The organism is Pseudomonas silensiensis (assembly GCF_050434865.1).
In the GTDB taxonomy this organism is placed as follows: Bacteria; Pseudomonadota; Gammaproteobacteria; order Pseudomonadales; family Pseudomonadaceae; genus Aquipseudomonas; species Aquipseudomonas fluorescens_W.
In genome coordinates this window covers 192,582-208,689 of sequence record NZ_JBNDJH010000002.1, presented here as the reverse complement: position 1 = coordinate 208,689, position 16,108 = coordinate 192,582, and the positions used below count along the sequence as shown (strand labels likewise).

The 16,108-nt window shown below is 51.7% G+C and carries 19 protein-coding genes; all 19 read right to left on the bottom strand.

All coding sequences use genetic code 11. The features are described 5' to 3' along the window. Window position 1 precedes the first annotated feature (1 nt). Complete coding sequence (locus QF010_RS03455) at window positions 2-1,396, bottom strand: type IV secretion system DNA-binding domain-containing protein (protein WP_429532483.1); 1,395 nt, start codon at window positions 1,394-1,396, stop codon at window positions 2-4. After that, the gene (locus QF010_RS03450; protein ID WP_429380344.1) at window positions 1,360-2,049 is read right to left on the bottom strand and encodes a hypothetical protein; all 690 of its coding nucleotides are present in this window, start codon (window positions 2,047-2,049) and stop codon (window positions 1,360-1,362) included. Before QF010_RS03450 ends, QF010_RS03455 begins: the two co-directional genes overlap by 37 nt. A gap of 39 nt (window positions 2,050-2,088) precedes the next feature. Further along, window positions 2,089-3,003: a hypothetical protein gene (locus tag QF010_RS03445; RefSeq protein ID WP_429380346.1), complete on the bottom strand. Its 915-nt coding sequence runs from the start codon at window positions 3,001-3,003 to the stop codon at window positions 2,089-2,091. A 470-nt stretch (window positions 3,004-3,473) separates the two neighbouring features. Beyond that, entirely contained in the window at window positions 3,474-3,842 is a 369-nt protein-coding gene (locus tag QF010_RS03440) for a hypothetical protein (RefSeq protein ID WP_429532482.1), read from the bottom strand. Window positions 3,843-3,962: 120 nt separating this feature from the next. Next, window positions 3,963-4,580, bottom strand: coding sequence for a hypothetical protein (locus tag QF010_RS03435; RefSeq protein WP_429380350.1), 618 nt, complete (start codon window positions 4,578-4,580; stop codon window positions 3,963-3,965). 98 nt (window positions 4,581-4,678) lie between these two features. After that, a complete protein-coding gene (locus tag QF010_RS03430) occupies window positions 4,679-5,392 on the bottom strand; it encodes a hypothetical protein (RefSeq protein ID WP_429380352.1) in 714 nt (237 codons plus the stop codon). A gap of 72 nt (window positions 5,393-5,464) precedes the next feature. Then, complete coding sequence (locus tag QF010_RS03425) at window positions 5,465-6,718, bottom strand: DUF3150 domain-containing protein (RefSeq protein ID WP_429380354.1); 1,254 nt, start codon at window positions 6,716-6,718, stop codon at window positions 5,465-5,467. Between the two features lie 197 nt (window positions 6,719-6,915). Next, window positions 6,916-7,116 (bottom strand): hypothetical protein, encoded by a 201-nt coding sequence (locus tag QF010_RS03420; RefSeq protein ID WP_429380356.1) that lies wholly within the window; start codon window positions 7,114-7,116, stop codon window positions 6,916-6,918. 182 nt (window positions 7,117-7,298) lie between these two features. Further along, window positions 7,299-9,374 (bottom strand): hypothetical protein, encoded by a 2,076-nt coding sequence (locus QF010_RS03415; RefSeq protein WP_429532481.1) that lies wholly within the window; start codon window positions 9,372-9,374, stop codon window positions 7,299-7,301. Between the two features lie 17 nt (window positions 9,375-9,391). Further along, window positions 9,392-9,607, bottom strand: a complete 216-nt coding sequence (locus QF010_RS03410) for a hypothetical protein (RefSeq protein ID WP_429380360.1) — start codon at window positions 9,605-9,607, stop codon at window positions 9,392-9,394. Window positions 9,608-9,771: 164 nt separating this feature from the next. Then, the gene (locus QF010_RS03405) at window positions 9,772-9,993 is read right to left on the bottom strand and encodes a hypothetical protein (RefSeq protein WP_429380362.1); all 222 of its coding nucleotides are present in this window, start codon (window positions 9,991-9,993) and stop codon (window positions 9,772-9,774) included. A 157-nt stretch (window positions 9,994-10,150) separates the two neighbouring features. Beyond that, window positions 10,151-10,969: a hypothetical protein gene (locus tag QF010_RS03400; protein WP_429380364.1), complete on the bottom strand. Its 819-nt coding sequence runs from the start codon at window positions 10,967-10,969 to the stop codon at window positions 10,151-10,153. Between the two features lie 11 nt (window positions 10,970-10,980). Then, window positions 10,981-12,138 carry an AAA family ATPase gene (locus tag QF010_RS03395; RefSeq protein WP_429380366.1) on the bottom strand — a complete coding sequence of 386 codons (1,158 nt, stop codon included), beginning with the start codon at window positions 12,136-12,138 and terminating at the stop codon, window positions 10,981-10,983. A gap of 213 nt (window positions 12,139-12,351) precedes the next feature. Continuing rightward, window positions 12,352-12,804 (bottom strand): hypothetical protein, encoded by a 453-nt coding sequence (locus QF010_RS03390; protein ID WP_429380368.1) that lies wholly within the window; start codon window positions 12,802-12,804, stop codon window positions 12,352-12,354. 70 nt (window positions 12,805-12,874) lie between these two features. After that, window positions 12,875-13,057 (bottom strand): hypothetical protein, encoded by a 183-nt coding sequence (locus tag QF010_RS03385; RefSeq protein WP_429380370.1) that lies wholly within the window; start codon window positions 13,055-13,057, stop codon window positions 12,875-12,877. 83 nt (window positions 13,058-13,140) lie between these two features. Continuing rightward, a complete protein-coding gene (locus QF010_RS03380; protein ID WP_429380372.1) occupies window positions 13,141-13,512 on the bottom strand; it encodes a hypothetical protein in 372 nt (123 codons plus the stop codon). 627 nt (window positions 13,513-14,139) lie between these two features. Continuing rightward, window positions 14,140-14,625 carry a hypothetical protein gene (locus QF010_RS03375; protein ID WP_429380374.1) on the bottom strand — a complete coding sequence of 162 codons (486 nt, stop codon included), beginning with the start codon at window positions 14,623-14,625 and terminating at the stop codon, window positions 14,140-14,142. A 62-nt stretch (window positions 14,626-14,687) separates the two neighbouring features. Further along, the gene (locus QF010_RS03370; RefSeq protein WP_429380376.1) at window positions 14,688-15,641 is read right to left on the bottom strand and encodes a PD-(D/E)XK nuclease family protein; all 954 of its coding nucleotides are present in this window, start codon (window positions 15,639-15,641) and stop codon (window positions 14,688-14,690) included. Between the two features lie 71 nt (window positions 15,642-15,712). Continuing rightward, window positions 15,713-15,865, bottom strand: a complete 153-nt coding sequence (locus QF010_RS03365; RefSeq protein WP_429380378.1) for a hypothetical protein — start codon at window positions 15,863-15,865, stop codon at window positions 15,713-15,715. Between the last annotated feature and the right edge of the window lie 243 nt (window positions 15,866-16,108).

The following is a 16,108-nucleotide window of genomic DNA, read 5'->3' as shown; positions in this document are numbered from 1 at the left end:
GTCACCCTCGGAAATGGTTTACGAGTGAGTAGGAACCGCCGGTACCGAACAGGAGGTTTTCCCGCGCGACCAGCTGCTTCAACTGAGCAGGTCGGGTACCGAACAGTTTGGCAACTTCTGGATAGGAAGCTTCCGGCACCTTCAAGAGGAAATAGGTCGCGATGTTTTTCAGAAGGTCTTTGGTAACCTGATCTGGCGATTGAACACCGCACCACACGCCCACACCGTACCCACGACCTTCGGTACCAATCCGGTTGAATGGATCGATTGGGGAGCCGGAGATCTCTTTGATGTGCTTCCCTTCGTCCGCAATCAAAATGTGGCTTGGGGAATCGGGGTTGTAGGAGTTGCGCTTTTTGGTCTCCATGATCCCCATGGCAAAAACCTGTGACGCAATGATCCGCATGATGACTTGCTGATGACGGGCATTGAGGTCCGTGAGGACATATCGATTGATCTTGCCGGCCTTCGGGCGAGACGGGTTGCCTGTGAATAGACGGCAATCCACCATCTCCTGGATGATGTTCTTGAGGCTGTACAGCGTTTCCTTCGACCAGTGCTCCCATTCCGCGCTTGGACCTTTTTTGCGAGCGCCAAGAGTTTCATAGGAGATCAGTTTTCGAGCATGACCCAGCAGTGTTGCCTCGAGATTCTCGCGAACTTCGACAACCTTTTCATTGATCGCAGCATCACCCTCCTCGGCGATCTTCATCCTTTCGATGGTTTTCTTGGCCTCCTTTTTGGCAGAGCCGAGTGCCTTGTAAATGTCTTGGACCGTGACCGTGTCGGTGCCGGCCGTGAGTGCGTTGAAGATAAGATCAATCTGGTCAAGTACGTCTTGGAACGTCGGGCACGGATTCGACCAAGTTGAAATATCGTCATGATCGATCTTGGCATTGGCAAAGACGTCTTTCAGGATATGGTTCAGGTAGTTGAGTTGCTTCACCCCCGCCTGGGGGTTAAAGATTTTGACCAGATCCCTGACCACGCCGATCGTGCCAAGTACACCACCTCCGTCCTCTGTTCTTGGCACCTGGAGCGGATTCAGGGCGCACCCATCAAGGGTGTAGTTGAAAACGATGTCATTGAAGTCATCAGGGCCTAGCTTGTCGCCCAATCCGGTGGCAGCGAAGTTTTCGTAGCCAAAGTCGCCCTTGATATCGATTACATGCAGGGTGGTTCCGCGGTTGTGGACCTCGGCAGCCATGTGATGGATGGTGTGCGTTTTACCGGCACCAGACCCACCCAAGAAAATGATGTTGAAGTTCGAGACTGATGGATACGACCAGTCAATCGATTCGCCACGAGTATCCATGCCAATATGGATTAGATCAGCATGGGTCTTCCGTATGGCTCGGGCTAGCGTTGAAGGTGCGGATGCTGAAACTTGATGCATTTTATTTTCTCTAGAAATGCCAGGTCATCCTTGATGCGCTGCGGCAACAAGGTTTGCCCGTCTACCCGGTGATAAGGGAATTTGCAGGTGCCACATTTGTGGTCTTCGGTTCTCAACTTCGCGGAGTTGCCGGCGGTGTCTGCGACCACGGCAAACGATTCCTCTTCCCCACATTCGCACTGGATCAAAATTCCGCCTTTGCTAAGGCGAACCGCGCGATCGTCAAACTCGCCCCTCACCTTGGGCAAAGGCTCTGAATCGGGTTGGAGTTTGAACACAAGGTGCTGCCAAGCATCGTCGTGCACCTTATCGATCGTGAAGCCGTCGACCTTGGCTCTTACGCCGTGCAGGACATGAGCAAGCTCGTGCGGGATGACTTCCCTCAGCATCGATTCGAAGTCCTGCATCAAGTACAAAGCCTGCAGGTTGATCCGCACGATGCCGTGTGGCTGTCCTCGAATGAGGATCACGTCTACGTTGGAAGATGAGTGCTCGACCAGTGAGTAGTCGAACCGCAAGTCGACCCAGACGTCTTGGCCTGGGAAGTCGACCTTGGTCAGCAGGCGGCTGACCTCCTTCGCGGCTTGAATCTCGCGGGGGTACTCAGCGTTATGCTGGGTGATGAGGGGGAATTTGAGGTTTTCTGTCGTCATACCCTAATAGTGGGTAGGGACTGACCCAAAAATGCGGTTTTAGCCCCGGCCTGATCGAACCAAGGCGTGAATCCGGTCCCATTCTGTGAAGTCGCCAGAGTTTCCCGCTTTGATCAGGCGATCCATGGCTTCAACAGTCGAATTCTCTTGGATGTACTGAATCGTTTGAATGTCCTTCTCCGGCCATTGATTTTTGCCAACCCCGAATACGGCCTTTTTGATCCTGGCCACATCAGGTGCTATGACGACCGGCGCTGACTGTGTCGGCATTGACGGCGCTGTTGGCTCTTGAATGAACTGCCCCTGGTCCGAGTCCGTCGTCTCAGCTTCAGTAAGTCCGCTCACCGCCGCGCGCGCCGGTGGCTTCCGGGGAAGCATGTGGTGCACAAGTGCTGTGTCCGACATAGCCGGATAGAGAAGCCTGGCCAAGGCAACGCAATGCATCTGAATATGGAAAATATCTGTGTCTGAAAGGCCAACATCAATTTGTCTGTGGCCCTCACCTGGCGAGAACTCTGTGGCTCGCAACGTCAGCGGGAATGCTCTGTCCGTTTCAAATCCGGAGATCTGCCTTGGATTCGTGCCCGATCGAACAAGATCATGCGTGAATCCGGGCTGAGCGCCTATTAGCCAGGCGTAGAGATGCCGGCACGCACCGATATCGAGGGTCAAACTGATCCTCTCCTTGTCCTTCGCCAGAAGATAGCGACCGTGCACCTTGTGGCTGAACACTAACTTCAAACCGGAGTGGGCCTTCACCGCCCGGCGCGCCTCATCAACCTCGTTACGAATGTACAGGGCCACACCAAGTCCAGCATTGCTGAAGACTTGGTGCGTGCTCAGGTGGATGCCGGACTCCGGCTTCGAAGGATTCACCGCGTTGTACACCCACACGCCATCCTCCAACCTACCCTTGAGGTACTGCTCGTGCGCCGCGGCAAAATCAATCAGCAATTCGGTTCTCCTGAGTACTTTGGCCTGAACAGCCTGTGGCAATGCTGATCAGGATAACGGCATTCACGCCAGGTGAAAGGTGCTTCCGCATGCGAGAAATTACTCAATCCAATTGTCGGGGCGCTGCAAGGATTGAGTCCATCAAGGAGAAGCCTCGGCTTAATCCAAAAGATCATGCTGCGTTGGTTTCCTCGCCTCGATATTGAATGGTCATGTCCTTCCACCCACTTAATAAATGCCAGGCAGCCGAAAGCCCACCGAGTCCGTTTTTAGGCGGTCAGTGTCTGTAGTGGAGGATTGGGGTGGCGTTCACAGGTGCGCAGTTCAGAAGGGCCTTGGCGGCCGTTATAGGCTGATCAGCGTTATTGCAGGGGGATGGCGAAGGGGCAGCAGAACTGCCGCCCCTGAGTGCGTGCCAGGTACACGCTCGCCGTCTGAGGATGCAGTGCAAGGGGTCATAGGAAATAGCCTCAACCCCTGAACTGCCGCTGCATCATGCCGCCAAACAAAGGCGGAAGTGTCTCAGTCGCGACGACGCCTAAAAATGTGTTGCAGAAGTCCTCATCCGAAAAGAGCACCAGTACATGGTACCCAGGGTGTGCCATCTCCTCAGCCTGGCTGAAAGCGTAGTAGCCCTTGCCAGGACAAATCCCCTCCAGCATCACATTCCAAAGCTCGATGGTATCGCGAACGGATTCAAGCGGCACCGAGTCAGGGAAGCAAAGTATTGGGGCGTCATGGCGGGCAATGATGCCTTCAGCGCCGTTACGAAAATGGCCCTCGTAGGAGAAACCGTAATCTGCAACTGTATGGGTCATTCTGTTGCTCGGAATACTCATCATGCGACACCTCAACTCTGATGGACGGGGCGGACGCCACCTCCAAACGCCCTTTCACAAAGGTGCTTGGAGGTGACGCCCGCTCCTCCCATCAGGGAGGAAGCGGTGTCACACAATCAGTTACGACAACAGCCCGATCGCGATTTCTATGCCGCTAAACAGCACTTGCGAAACGGAGTAGACCAGACCAGCAATAACGAGATACCAGCCGAGCGCACGAGCGGTTCGACTGGACAAATCGGCATCCTGGTACATATGAAAATACTCCTGATCATTGGCGTTGGCTGGGCCAACAACAAGATTAAGACCATCTTCTTGATTTTTTGGAATCCCTAACAATTTTCTTGCGTCATAGTTCAACGCAATCCCATCTTTAGGAATTCCTTTTTCCCCAGCTTGAACAGAGGAGCCCAGAGCACGGATGATTAAAACTCTTCCGTTATCGGCGTTGTAGATCTTGATCAGCCCTTTACGACCAACCAGACCTCGACGCGTGGACATATTTCCAACGCTCACAATATGGTAATTGCAAAGCCGGGCGAATGACTCTTTCGCATCATCCCCCTTCAGGGAGAAGAGCTTGGTCATCGTATGATTAACCGCCGATGGTCGCGCAACGAAATGGTGCTGAATTGGAAACGGATCAAACATCTTGATCAATCCCCAAACACCCTTTGCCGCAGCAATTACAACGGTATCAACCAGACCAATTACTTTCGATTTCAGCGTAGTAGTCATTGTTTCTCCAGAATGGGGGCCGGACCCCATCTCGCACACCATCTAGGTGGCTGATAAATGATTTCAGTAAACGCCGGCAGCGTTACTGGATACATCTATTAGTTATCGTCAAACTCGTCGCTATCAACATCCATCAAAGAATCCATAAGATCCTCAGAGACAGGCGCGTTTGCTTCAAGTTCGTCTTTTTTCTTTCGAGCAGCTGCTCGCATGTCCCGCATCTGATCCCTCTTTGTAAGGAATCGGATTGTCTCGCCCTTACGGGAGTTGTCGATAAAGTCATGCTGCGCAACCACTTGCAAAAAAGCCTGCAAGCAAGAATGCGCATCTTCATCGTCCTCCATCAATTTCAAACGCGCATGAAGCACCGCAACTGAATTGACGACAAGCCATGAACATGGGTCCGTAAACAACGGTTCAATCGAATCCCTTGCGGAGTTCAATATCAGTTGTCGAGTTAAGTCTCGGAGGAGACTGCCCTTGGGGCCGAAAGGCCGGGCCCCCTTGAACGGCTTTCCAACGCGCCGGTATACAAACCCCAACTCGTTAGTAACCCATTGACCATCTTTAACGACTGGAGCCAGCCCAAGAGCTATTTCCAAACGTTCGATGGTTGCATTGTCAGATCGTGTATCTGATGTCGAGGTAGCTTCCGCAACTTCTCTTTCAGCCACTTCCTTAATGCCAAGTAGGTACCCCGAAGAGGACCAAAGCGCCTTACGGTCAAACACCACTTTCGTGGTGACTTTCCGCTCGGTTTGATTTCTAACAGGTGCTTGACGAACTGCTTCGCCAAAGAGATCGACTTGCATAGTGCGCTCCTTGGGCGCACCACTCCCCTGACGGGGTGTGGTGGCCCGTCAGGGGTGGGATCAGGAAGTGGATTAGAGCCAGTCGAACAGCGACTCAGTTGGAGTCGGTTCCACGTAGGCTGGTGTGCTCGATTCAGCGGCCGGGACCGTTTCTTCTTGCTGACATTCAACTACAGGACTTACCGGGACCGAGGCCTCGACAACTTCCGCTTCAACCGGTGCCGAAGCACCAGCGGTTGCAGCTACAGTCTCTGCGGGGGCAGTAACTGCAGCCTGTGGTTGGGTCATTACCAAAGATTGTTGCGACGACACGAGCGGCTGGGCCGCAGTTGCCACCGAGGCATTTGCGGTTTGTGTAGCAACCACTTGCACAGGGGTTACCTCAATCAGCGGCAAACCTTTCTCCAGGCGTTCCCAAACCAAAGTCTGGTCACGCAGAGAGGTGAGGCACTGTTCAAAGTTCCTGAATTCAGAACCAGTCAACGCCCCAGATGCCGGCAGCTTGTCCATTTGCGCCTTGATGGCGTCATGGAGCGGACGGATCAGCTTATGGATGAAAGCCAGAGACTCCAGCTTTGTCACCATCTGCTGCGCGCGACGAATCGTGCGAGGGTTGAGTTGAATCTGACCGGTACTGGTCGTGCGATCTTTCTTCGCCACTAGTTTGAGGATCTCAAACGCCTCCTTGCAGATATTCTGCACAAGTGCGCCCATCACCCCATCCCGCAGAGCAACAACGCTGTCGCGCTGTGCACCCATTAGCTCAGGATCGAAATCACCTTCATCCAACGAGATGATAGTGACGACGTAACCGAACTTTAGGCTTGCGGATACCTGCTCCCAGGAAGGCTGACGCTTCATCAAGTGCTCAGTCAGTTTCCCGACAAGCACTACATCAGCACCAGCTTTGATTGCAGCAGCCCCAATATTCAACAGGTGCTTTTCGCACATATCTTTGTATTTAGGACCATCTACTGCCAACTGTTGATTCCAAGCATCTTTGAGTTTATTCAGCTCAGCAATCTTAGAGATTGCCGAACTGCGGCTGTTGACCCCACCCATAGAGGTACGGATAGAGCCATCTTTATCCAACTCACCTTCAGCTTGCTCACGGATGCGGTGGTAAGAGCGAAGGAAATCCCGAGGGAAAATCTTCTCGCTCATCATCTTCCGAGTTGCCTCTGGAAGTTCACCAACCACAATACCGATTTCACTTAAGTCGATCTGACGATCTTCCGAAATGCACGAGATGAGAAGGTTGATTACAGCTACTTTGGTTTCTTCAGTTTTTGCAACGATTTGTACAGCGCTGTTTACGTTTGTCATGATTTGTTTCCTCGCACCCGCCGTACCACGGGGCTAATTAAATAACACCCGGGGCACGGAGCCGGGTGTGTTTCGAGACCAGAGATCTCGAGCAAACACCCGGCGTGAGCCGGATGTTTGATCCAGCTCACTAGGAGAGGTGAGTCCCATTGCTGGGACTCTGAAGAATGGAACCGATTAATAGCGGCCCAACACTTCTAACTTTTTACATGATCGATATACGATTTTGCCCGCTGACCTGTTTCGAACCACATTAGAAGCAATGGGTCTTCACAGATTTCAGCAGGGGGGGTGTCATGCTGTGACGCATTGAAGCCAGCATTGCACGCCGCCTGGATAGCAGGGCGAATATCAATAAACGCAAAGCGTTGTTTATGAACATCTAGAAGTTGGCTCATGCTTTTATCTCGCACCCGCCGTGTCGGGGCTTTAAATTTCAAAGACCTGGTCACGGAGCCAGGTTTAGTAAGGCTCTAAGAACCTGACAAAACACCCGGCCTGAGCCGGGGGTTTAGTCCAGCTCACGAGGAGATGCGCTACGGCTCTTGCGAGTCGTTGAGTTACTTTTAGTGTTTGTGGTTTACATCAACAGGCGCTTGGCTTCAGCAATCAGCACTGGGCCCACTTCGTCAGCTGTTTTGGCGCAAGCAAATGGGATATTGGCGTTGATAAGCCAATCCGTACGGACTGACTCACCAATAACCAGGTACACCACACGGATGCCTGCACTTTCACAGAAACGAGTCATTTCTACGGCCTTATCAACACAGCTAGGTGCACCATCAGTCAGTACAAATTGCACTTTCTTTTGAGCATCATGTGCCATCAATCGACGGCCAGCGTGAAACACTGCTTCACCGATAGGGGTGTGATTCCCACCGGCAATTCCGCGTAATCCGCCTATACGTTTAACCGCTGTCAGATGGTCATCTCCAAAGGAGCGAACCATTGTCATCAGGTCACCCTTGCGTGGTGCGAAGCCGAGAATTTCACGTGGGGTTCCGATTTGGTTTAGAACCTTCTCGAAAATCAGAGCTGCTTGAACGATTGATCGCGCGATGCTTGGGACTTCAACGGGTTTTTCCTTAGAGGCTGCACCGGCCTCAGCATTCCCCTTTACAGCGACGGGGGTATTGCTTTGATTCCGGCGTTTTCTCTTCGGGATACCATTTTTCTCGTCCAAATAATCCTTATCTTCCAGATCCAAGGTGGAACCTGACAGATCAACGACAACCGATATTGCAGCGGTAGGACGCTCCACTTCTTCCTTTTGAATAAAGATGCGGGTGTCGCCCAGACCAAGGCGGTAGAGATGATTTTGACCCAGGCCACCGCGGTGAGATGAAGCCTCCTCCGCTTCCTCCTGGTTCATCAGATAAGCCTGCAATTTAGTCGCCAGCACTTGGACCTTTCGACCCAACTTGCTTTCGACAACACGGGCTTCAGCAGCGTCTTCTGGGCATACAGCAATCCCATCGACAACTTCCTTCTTACCTGCACCACCACCAAAACCTTTTTCTGATGGTTTACCAATTGCTTTACCGTCGATGACGCACTTTGGCGCCAACGTTTGCCCTTCGTAGTCCGGATTTTTCTTTGCTGCAACAGAGTCGGAAATGCCTTGGATCACAGCACGCTTATCAAAGATTTCGCGTTCGCCGAGACCATTGGCATTGATGATTCCGTCAACGATGTCCTTCAGTGGAGCGCCAGGGGCACCAACACCTTGACCACCGCCATTTTGTCCGCCCGCAGCGTTGTCCTTCCCGTTACCTGCTTCAGCTCCCTTACCTGGTTGGTCGCCGCCCTGAGGCTGCGATTTCCCTTGTTGGTCACCTTGGCCACCCTTTTCACCAGGCTTACCGTCAGAGTTGCCGCCAGATTGCTCAGGCTTCTTCTCATCAGGCTTGCCACCACCTTGGCCTTTTCCAGAATCGCCATTCGGTGATTGCTCACCAGACTGGTCTTTCGGTTGTTGGCCATCCTGCCCTTCCTTTTTCTTCTTCTCGTCTTCGTCACTCAGCGCTTTCAGCATCGCCATGATCCGGAGCGTAAGCGCGCCGGCATGAGGTGTTGATTGAACACTGGGAAACTCGTTGAAGAGAATCTGATCGAGGTTGTTCCGAACGTTCTCGGCGTGCTCACCGAAGTGTTTATCGAAGTTAGCAGTCACCATCGCAAGTGCGGGGTCGTACTCACTCCAAGCACGAGAAAACAGGTAGCAGAGCGTGTAACAGGCCACAGCTTCAGCAGGTGAAGCACTGCCGTCGCGGAACTGCTTACGCTCAAACATGATTTCAGCAGATTGCCGGAAATAGGCCTCTGCTTCACGGGTCATACGGGATTGTTTGTTTTCCATATATACGTCGTCTACAGCGTTCAGCAAGAAGCCAGCGAACTCTCCATGCTGCGCAGTGAACGCTTGGTAATACGGAATATCGGACCAACGAATATGACCAATCTCATGCAAGCCATCGGACTTGAACAAGATCAGGTCTTCTTTCGTGAGGTTTACCGGCAAGCTCGGCATCCAAATGGTTTTACCATCCGTTTGCGCCGGTTCATTTTCACCGATGATGAACTTGATTCCTGTGTTGCTGGCTTGAAGCCTCAGGAATGACATCCAACCTTCGGTTAATGCTTGAGCACTGTGCATAGTCATAGCTCCCATAATCATTCTCCTACCCGGATCGCACTGGCGGCCTGGGAGTGCATTTGCGCTTTGCCACGAAGCATCCGAAGAGTTTCCGTAGGTACACGGTGTTGCGTGTGAATGACGATGTCGGCATGAGTAGCAGCAGCCTTCCGATACCAGATCGCCATTTGACGGTGGTAGCGCTTGAGGACTGCGACGGTAATTGCTTTGAACAACGTGGTAGCTGCTTTCATGGTGTTTCCTCGCACCCGCCGTGCCGGGGCATTAAAAAACTACACCCGGGCACGGAGCCGGGTGGTGTGAGTTCGAAGAACTCGACAAACACCCAGCGTGAGCTGGGTTTTTGGCCAGCTCTCAGAGCAAGAATGCTGCCCCCGAAAGGGCAGCACTTTTCACGTCACAGCATATCCACAATCAACTCAGCTTCGAGCCTATGCCGAGCAGCCTGGTGGCGTACTACAGCATAATCAGGCTGGGATACCGCCTTACAAGCAAATCGTCTCGCCTTTCGGCTGTAGATCTTTGCCTGGATTTGGTGGTAGCCGCGCAAGGCGGTGCCGATCCAGAACTTGTTCAGGGCAGCATCGGTGCGAGCAATTACGTTTTTCAGTGCTTTCATTTCAGACAACCTCTCCCCTGCCGTGCACAGGGAAATTGAGAAACAACCCCGGGCACGGTGCCGGGATGTGAGTTCCAAGAAACTCGAACATTTACCCGGCGTGAGCTGGGTAAATGCCCGGCTCAAGGAAAGGATGTGGCTCATATGAGCCTTGTGATTAGAGAAAGAGAAACAGGTCGTTATCTTCGTTTACTTCGACTGGAGCGGCTTGAGGCTTTATTCCATGGACCAAGTCCAGAAATTTTGGGTTTTCGCGGTACCACTGAAGTGTTGCCACATCAGAGGAGTGAAACGAACGCTGTGCGGAGAATTTCCATTCTTGATCAGCTGAAAAGCTGATCACTGCACCTGCCTCTATTGCACCAGCTAAAAAAGCCCGGACATAGAGATCCAATACAGATTCATGGGTTTGCATGCGCCAAAGCCCCGTTCCGCTCGGAAGCAGTTGGGTGCTGTTTAACATGCCACGTTCCTCGCACAACTCCTTCGCCTTGAGTGACATGGTTTCCCACATCCTCAAATCGGCCAGGCCGAAGCTGATGTCTCTCTCCTTAGAGGAAAGCAACACGCTTCGATCCGTCACCTTGAGCTTTACCCCAGCTCCACCTTTCGACAGCACCGCATGAACACTCTTCAGCTGGTCAAGACCTGCTCGAAAATGCTCATCGGCACACTCCTTTACGTGGGCATAAATCCCTCGCAGCGCTTCAGGAATTTCTGCCTGATACGGATTTTCTGGAACCTCAATGTTCGAGGTGTCGTAAGGCGCGAGAAGAAAGCCATCGGCGCGAGCGCCGGCGATCTCCTCACAAAGACGCTCCCAAGCGTCATCAACGCTGGGACAAACGCAGTCCAATTTCTTGGTTATTTTTACTATGCCGGCACTTTTGATGCCTTCATAGAGACGTACAGACCTCTCCCCCGCCAGCACGAAGCCGGCGAGGAAGTTACCTTTGGCGTTCACTACGTAGAACATTGCTGCTCTCCTTATGCGACCGCTTTTTGGGCTTCGATGTTGCGCTTGATGAATGCGTCTGCTTGAGAAGCAACCGAAATCGAATACTCCTCAGGAAGGATGAGATCGCGACCAAAAGTGGCCTTGAACTCATTCATAGCAGCAACCTGATCAGACTCTTCCAGGTTGGTGTAGATCGCATCAACGAACGAATCATCGAGGTCACCGTACATCATCAGCTTGATTGCCCAACGCTTGATTTCGCGGAATGAGATGTTGTCGCTTACCTCATACGACGCGAATGCTTTGCGGAAACGGAAAGCAAATTCGACCATCGATTGAATATTGAAATCACTCACCGAGGTCTGCAGCTTCTTCTTGTTCGCAAAGGCTACCGATGCTCCTTTCAGAGCCATCATTTCCTTCTCAGGTGTCATAAAGCCCACCTTAAGGGATGTGAAACGGCTACGCACTGCAGCGTTCTGCGTGTTCAGACCGACAAAACGGGGATCACGAGATTGCTTGCCACCTGTGTTGTCCGTTGCGAACAAACGGAACTGAGGATGGCGCACGATATTCATCCCGCCTTTCATCGAAAGAAGATCTTTCGGGTCCAGATTTGGGTCGATACCGTGGTGTTTGAGCGAAACCAGATCGTCACCCTGAAGGATGTCGTTGATTCCGACCAGAACACCTGGGCGCAGTGTGCAGATTTCATCAATCAGGCAGGTCAAACCATGCCGGTAGGCATAGCTCAAAACACCATCAACAGCCTTAACGTCGCCGTCCTGAATGGTCTTGCAACCAAGCAGGTAGCTATCGTCAACACCGTTGCTGCCAGTGATGCCAATCATCGGTTTATTCAAGCGTGCATGCAGCTGGGTCGCAAAGGAGGTTTTACCCGTCCCTTTCTCACCAACCAACATGATGCTGTCGCCGCAAGCCATGCTCAGCAAAGTCCGGCGAACCAGATTTTCGGTGAACACGAAATCATCCTGAGTAGCGGGAGTCAGCGGGTGACGATCAACATTGATTGGCAGCATAGCTACCCCTTTGATCTCGTCCGAAAACCCGAACAGCTCATGAGCCGGCACCATTTCCTTTTTTGTTTCGCGGATTACAGAAAGGTGTGCAGCTTGGATTTCAGCAACAGTTGTGTGTTGAGCTTGAGCTTGAGTGTTGTTAGTCATGGGTATTTCCTCGCACCCGCCGTGCCGGGGCAATAGATAGTTAACACCCGGGCACGGAGCCGGGTGTGATTCGAGACCAGTGATCTCGAGCAAACACCCGGCGTGAGCCGGAGGTTTGATCCAGCTCACTAGGAGGAGATGCGCCCACTTGGGGCGCATCCGGACTACAACATCAGGTTCAAGCACCAGGTAGGTGACATGAACCTTTGATTATTAATTGGCCACACGAGTACCCAGTGGTATCGCGTCCTCATCATAAAACTGATGAGCAACCATGCTCTGTTTGACCAGATCGACCGACACCCCGAGTCGGCCAGCAAGCTGGTCGATTGAGAGGTGCTGATCAAGCTGCAAGTCATTTGCAGCAGTCCAGAACGAACGCTCAGTCAGAGGCTCAACAGGATAGGCATGGGGTGTCTCCACCACCGCTGCTGTCTCAATGCCGGTCTCATTCTGGTTGTCATAACGAACTCCATGCTCAAAGCCGCGGGCCCACTCAGCGTGGTCCCACGAACCCGAAGGCCAGGGGTTGTTATCGAGACAACCGTTCGAAAGCGAAGCCTTACGGCCGAGCTCCCAAGCAGTTACCTCTTGGTTTAAGCCAAAGATCACAACGATATAACCGGCAAGGCCGATCATCGCTGTATTCGATTTAATGCTCGACATAACAAAACTCCTAACCCGCACCGGCGGGTTCAAATTAATGACCCGCCACCGCCAGGCGAACCTGATGGCTTTAATGTTTCTCGGTTTGGATTTCGGTGTAGCTGTTCTCAAGGTCGCCCCAAAGTTCTGGGTCGTGACCAACTAACCAGCCATTACCCCAGGCATGCCCTTCTTGCGACATGTAGTGGTATGGGTTCTCGTCGTGTTTGATCCCTTCTTGTCCAGCCGTTTTGCCTTCTTTAAATGCCAGCATGATTGCGCTCCTACCCGCTGCAGTCGGGAGATAAATAAATAACGCCCGTCTGCAGACCGGGCGTGGAGTTGCCCGGTACCAGCTTATTTGCTGGATAGGTAACCGTGGTGTTGGAATTCCATCTTGGCAGCGGCCAGTGCGACCACGAGCAGAACACTCGTGAACAGACTTAAAGCCGTAAGCCAAAATGGCATGTGAATCCCACGGTAGAAGAACAGATACAACGCGTAGCCAGTGATACCCCACTTAACCTTAGATGCAACTTGCAGCGATGGATACATCACGACAGCAAGCCACTTCCTCGCGGGGGTTCCCATCCCGATAGTCTCCAGAAGCAAAGCAAACAGGAGGCTACGGAAATACCGTTTGAAAGGCCCAGCAACAACGTTGGAAATTTTCGGCACTGACGTCACAACGGACTTCAATTTGATACCGAGATTAGAATTTTTAAACATGGTGTTTCACCTCTTATAGTTAGATTTTATTTTTATAGAACCAGCGAACTGGAAACCACAAAGGAACCTAACAACCCAAGGGTCGATTAGGCCCTTGGTGGGTGAAGCAAAGAAGCATGCCCTATTGCTAGGGTGTCAAAGGAAGAAAAGTTTCTTCTCCTTCTTTTCGCAGTAGTCGCAGTACATGAACAGCCCGAAGGCCACGCATAACACCATGAGAATCACTGGGAATGACATAGCTATATCCTTTAGAAGTTATGGGATTCTTACGTCTCCGAATTACTCATTAAGGGCTACGGCCTCTTCTTTTACCACGTCGAGACTTGCGTTTTACCGAAGGTCTCTTATTCATAGTTTTTTTCCTGCTTTTGCTCCTTGTGGAAGATTTAGCCATCATCACGGCTACCATCAACACAGACACAACAAATACGATTCGTTGTTCGGTTACGGACCATCCCTCAAACAAGGAGGTTGAAGCAGTACCCATGATTGCTGAAATGATAACCAGCATCAGGTTTTTAATGTACGTCATACAGACCTCCATTAGTTACGCCGTCGCGTGTTAAGTGAATAACACTCCCAGGGCGTCCCGCCGGAAGTATTAACTTCCGGCCCGAGGGGCTGGATTTAGCCCTTCGCTTGAAGGAACTGCGGTACGCTGCAATCTTCTTCTTCGAAGATGATTGCAAGCTGATTTTGTTTTAGGACTCGTTCTTGAACCCGTTTTTCCAAACGTGACTCGAGTTCCTTCCTCAACGCATCACGCTGAAAAGGCGCTACATTACGAACCCAGCTGCCCAAATAATGCGGCTTACCTTCAAACCCGTTCCGCATACTCGCGGAGAGGAGTCGATGGGTCAGCACTTGCGAATTTGGGCACCACACAATATTTATACCTTCTGCACCATCCGAGCTAATAATCAACTCAGAGTTAGCAGTGATGTATTGCATCCGATCAAAGAACCGAAGCTTTTTGAGTTCGTCAGACAGAAACTCACCTTCCGCCAAATAGGACGCAACGGCCCGATTTGCAAGCGCACGGCTAGCATCTACAACTTTTCTCGCATCAACAGCTCGTTGAGCATACCGCTCCATCCGATAAGACTCTCGCATAAGGTCTCCAATGGGCAGCACTCTCCCGTAGGGCAAGTGGTGCCCTACAAGTTAGGAAATGATCAGACCAGGTCAGCAATTGTGTACCCGGTCGGAATTCTAAAGCCACGCAATGAACCTTCGAGACAAACACCCGCAAAGTCGCACCTTCCGGATTGACTGTCACATGGTGAGTTGTATGCCGCACCCGACTCACGAGGAAATTCCCCACGGCGAATACGAGCAGCCACACCTCTTGCAATGTCGAAAGCCTCTTCGACGTCACTAGGGGTCCTGGTAGTCCATTGAATAGGCGTCCACACAGCGTTAGCTAAGGACTCAGAATCTTGCTTTGTCATGTTTGGCTTCAACCCGGAGGCGAATCCACACAGTTTTGGCTCCCTGATCCCAAGCTGCTGACAGGCCAACCTCACGGCTTCCCAGTAGTACGTAAGTTGCAAGGAATACCGAGCGAACAAACGTCCTTCTTTTGCGGCTGCCGTTTTCCAGTCAAGGATGATGGTGTCACCGATATCCGCTAACACCTCTCCTGTTTCAGGGCAGATGATTCGCTTCTCGGCGATCCCAACAAAGTCGATGACCAGATTGATAAAGGTGTTTGGCCCTATCTCAAGCTTGAAAGCCCCTTCAATAATCACAGGCCGAAGCCCGAGATTGATAAAGAATGCAGGAAACTGCAAAGCCAGTTTCTTACCAATTACCTCAGTTACTTCCCGAGTTTTGGATTTGGCCATACTGATCAACTTGCCAACGGAAAGCTCATGGAACTTCCGAGCAAATAGACTCGCCATATCCGCTTCATCGATGTAACCCTTAATAAACCCCTCAATCACCCAGTGCAAGGCAGAGCCAAACACAAGATTCTGTGGAGTCGCTTGGGGTTTAACTTTGGCGCGGTAGTATCCAAGTGAACGCATGCAAACCTGAGACTTCAGGATTTGCGATGGCGAAAGATTAACTACGAAATCATCCGCAACGGGGTTGAAGATGTACGCAGGATTAAGAAATGAAGTCATGCTCTCACCTAAATTGGGCGCGCACGACAAACCCGGAGGCAGTGTGTTTGCCCCCGAAGGAAATTTCTGATTTAGAAGACTGGGTCTTCGGATTGTTGTTCTTCAGCTTTGAACTGATCGTCATCCTCGCCGGCTAAAAAGTGCGCTTTCGCGGACTCAAAAGCTTCAGAAGAAGGCCTTTCCCAAAGAGGAGGGGCTGAAACAATCTTAATTTCGTAAGTCATGAAGATCCTCCTATATCCCCGACTGCACCAGGGATAAGCTCAAAAAGAGTACCCGTGCAGGGGATGGCTATAAGCCGGAGGTGCCTTGATCGATAGCTAAGGAATCAGCGGTCGATACGGCAGAGATACACGATCCTGGGGCAAATCTACTGAAACGCGAACGTGACAGGAAATGCCTGGTATCTCAGATGCGGAACGGTCAGAAAAACGACGATTCCAAAATGGTTCCAATAACGTCTGTGT

What these genes read in the sequence shown, in the direction of transcription:
- QF010_RS03455 (WP_429532483.1), bottom strand. Translation starts at nt 1,396, where the DNA reads ATGCATCAAGTTTCAGCATCCGCACCTTCAACGCTAGCCCGAGCCATA.
- QF010_RS03450 (WP_429380344.1), bottom strand. Translation starts at nt 2,049, where the DNA reads ATGACGACAGAAAACCTCAAATTCCCCCTCATCACCCAGCATAACGCT.
- QF010_RS03440 (WP_429532482.1), bottom strand. Translation starts at nt 3,842, where the DNA reads ATGAGTATTCCGAGCAACAGAATGACCCATACAGTTGCAGATTACGGT.
- QF010_RS03435 (WP_429380350.1), bottom strand. Translation starts at nt 4,580, where the DNA reads ATGACTACTACGCTGAAATCGAAAGTAATTGGTCTGGTTGATACCGTT.
- QF010_RS03430 (WP_429380352.1), bottom strand. Translation starts at nt 5,392, where the DNA reads ATGCAAGTCGATCTCTTTGGCGAAGCAGTTCGTCAAGCACCTGTTAGA.
- QF010_RS03425 (WP_429380354.1), bottom strand. Translation starts at nt 6,718, where the DNA reads ATGACAAACGTAAACAGCGCTGTACAAATCGTTGCAAAAACTGAAGAA.
- QF010_RS03420 (WP_429380356.1), bottom strand. Translation starts at nt 7,116, where the DNA reads ATGAGCCAACTTCTAGATGTTCATAAACAACGCTTTGCGTTTATTGAT.
- QF010_RS03415 (WP_429532481.1), bottom strand. Translation starts at nt 9,374, where the DNA reads ATGCACAGTGCTCAAGCATTAACCGAAGGTTGGATGTCATTCCTGAGG.
- QF010_RS03410 (WP_429380360.1), bottom strand. Translation starts at nt 9,607, where the DNA reads ATGAAAGCAGCTACCACGTTGTTCAAAGCAATTACCGTCGCAGTCCTC.
- QF010_RS03405 (WP_429380362.1), bottom strand. Translation starts at nt 9,993, where the DNA reads ATGAAAGCACTGAAAAACGTAATTGCTCGCACCGATGCTGCCCTGAAC.
- QF010_RS03400 (WP_429380364.1), bottom strand. Translation starts at nt 10,969, where the DNA reads ATGTTCTACGTAGTGAACGCCAAAGGTAACTTCCTCGCCGGCTTCGTG.
- QF010_RS03395 (WP_429380366.1), bottom strand. Translation starts at nt 12,138, where the DNA reads ATGACTAACAACACTCAAGCTCAAGCTCAACACACAACTGTTGCTGAA.
- QF010_RS03390 (WP_429380368.1), bottom strand. Translation starts at nt 12,804, where the DNA reads ATGTCGAGCATTAAATCGAATACAGCGATGATCGGCCTTGCCGGTTAT.
- QF010_RS03385 (WP_429380370.1), bottom strand. Translation starts at nt 13,057, where the DNA reads ATGCTGGCATTTAAAGAAGGCAAAACGGCTGGACAAGAAGGGATCAAA.
- QF010_RS03380 (WP_429380372.1), bottom strand. Translation starts at nt 13,512, where the DNA reads ATGTTTAAAAATTCTAATCTCGGTATCAAATTGAAGTCCGTTGTGACG.
- QF010_RS03375 (WP_429380374.1), bottom strand. Translation starts at nt 14,625, where the DNA reads ATGCGAGAGTCTTATCGGATGGAGCGGTATGCTCAACGAGCTGTTGAT.
- QF010_RS03370 (WP_429380376.1), bottom strand. Translation starts at nt 15,641, where the DNA reads ATGACTTCATTTCTTAATCCTGCGTACATCTTCAACCCCGTTGCGGAT.
- QF010_RS03365 (WP_429380378.1), bottom strand. Translation starts at nt 15,865, where the DNA reads ATGACTTACGAAATTAAGATTGTTTCAGCCCCTCCTCTTTGGGAAAGG.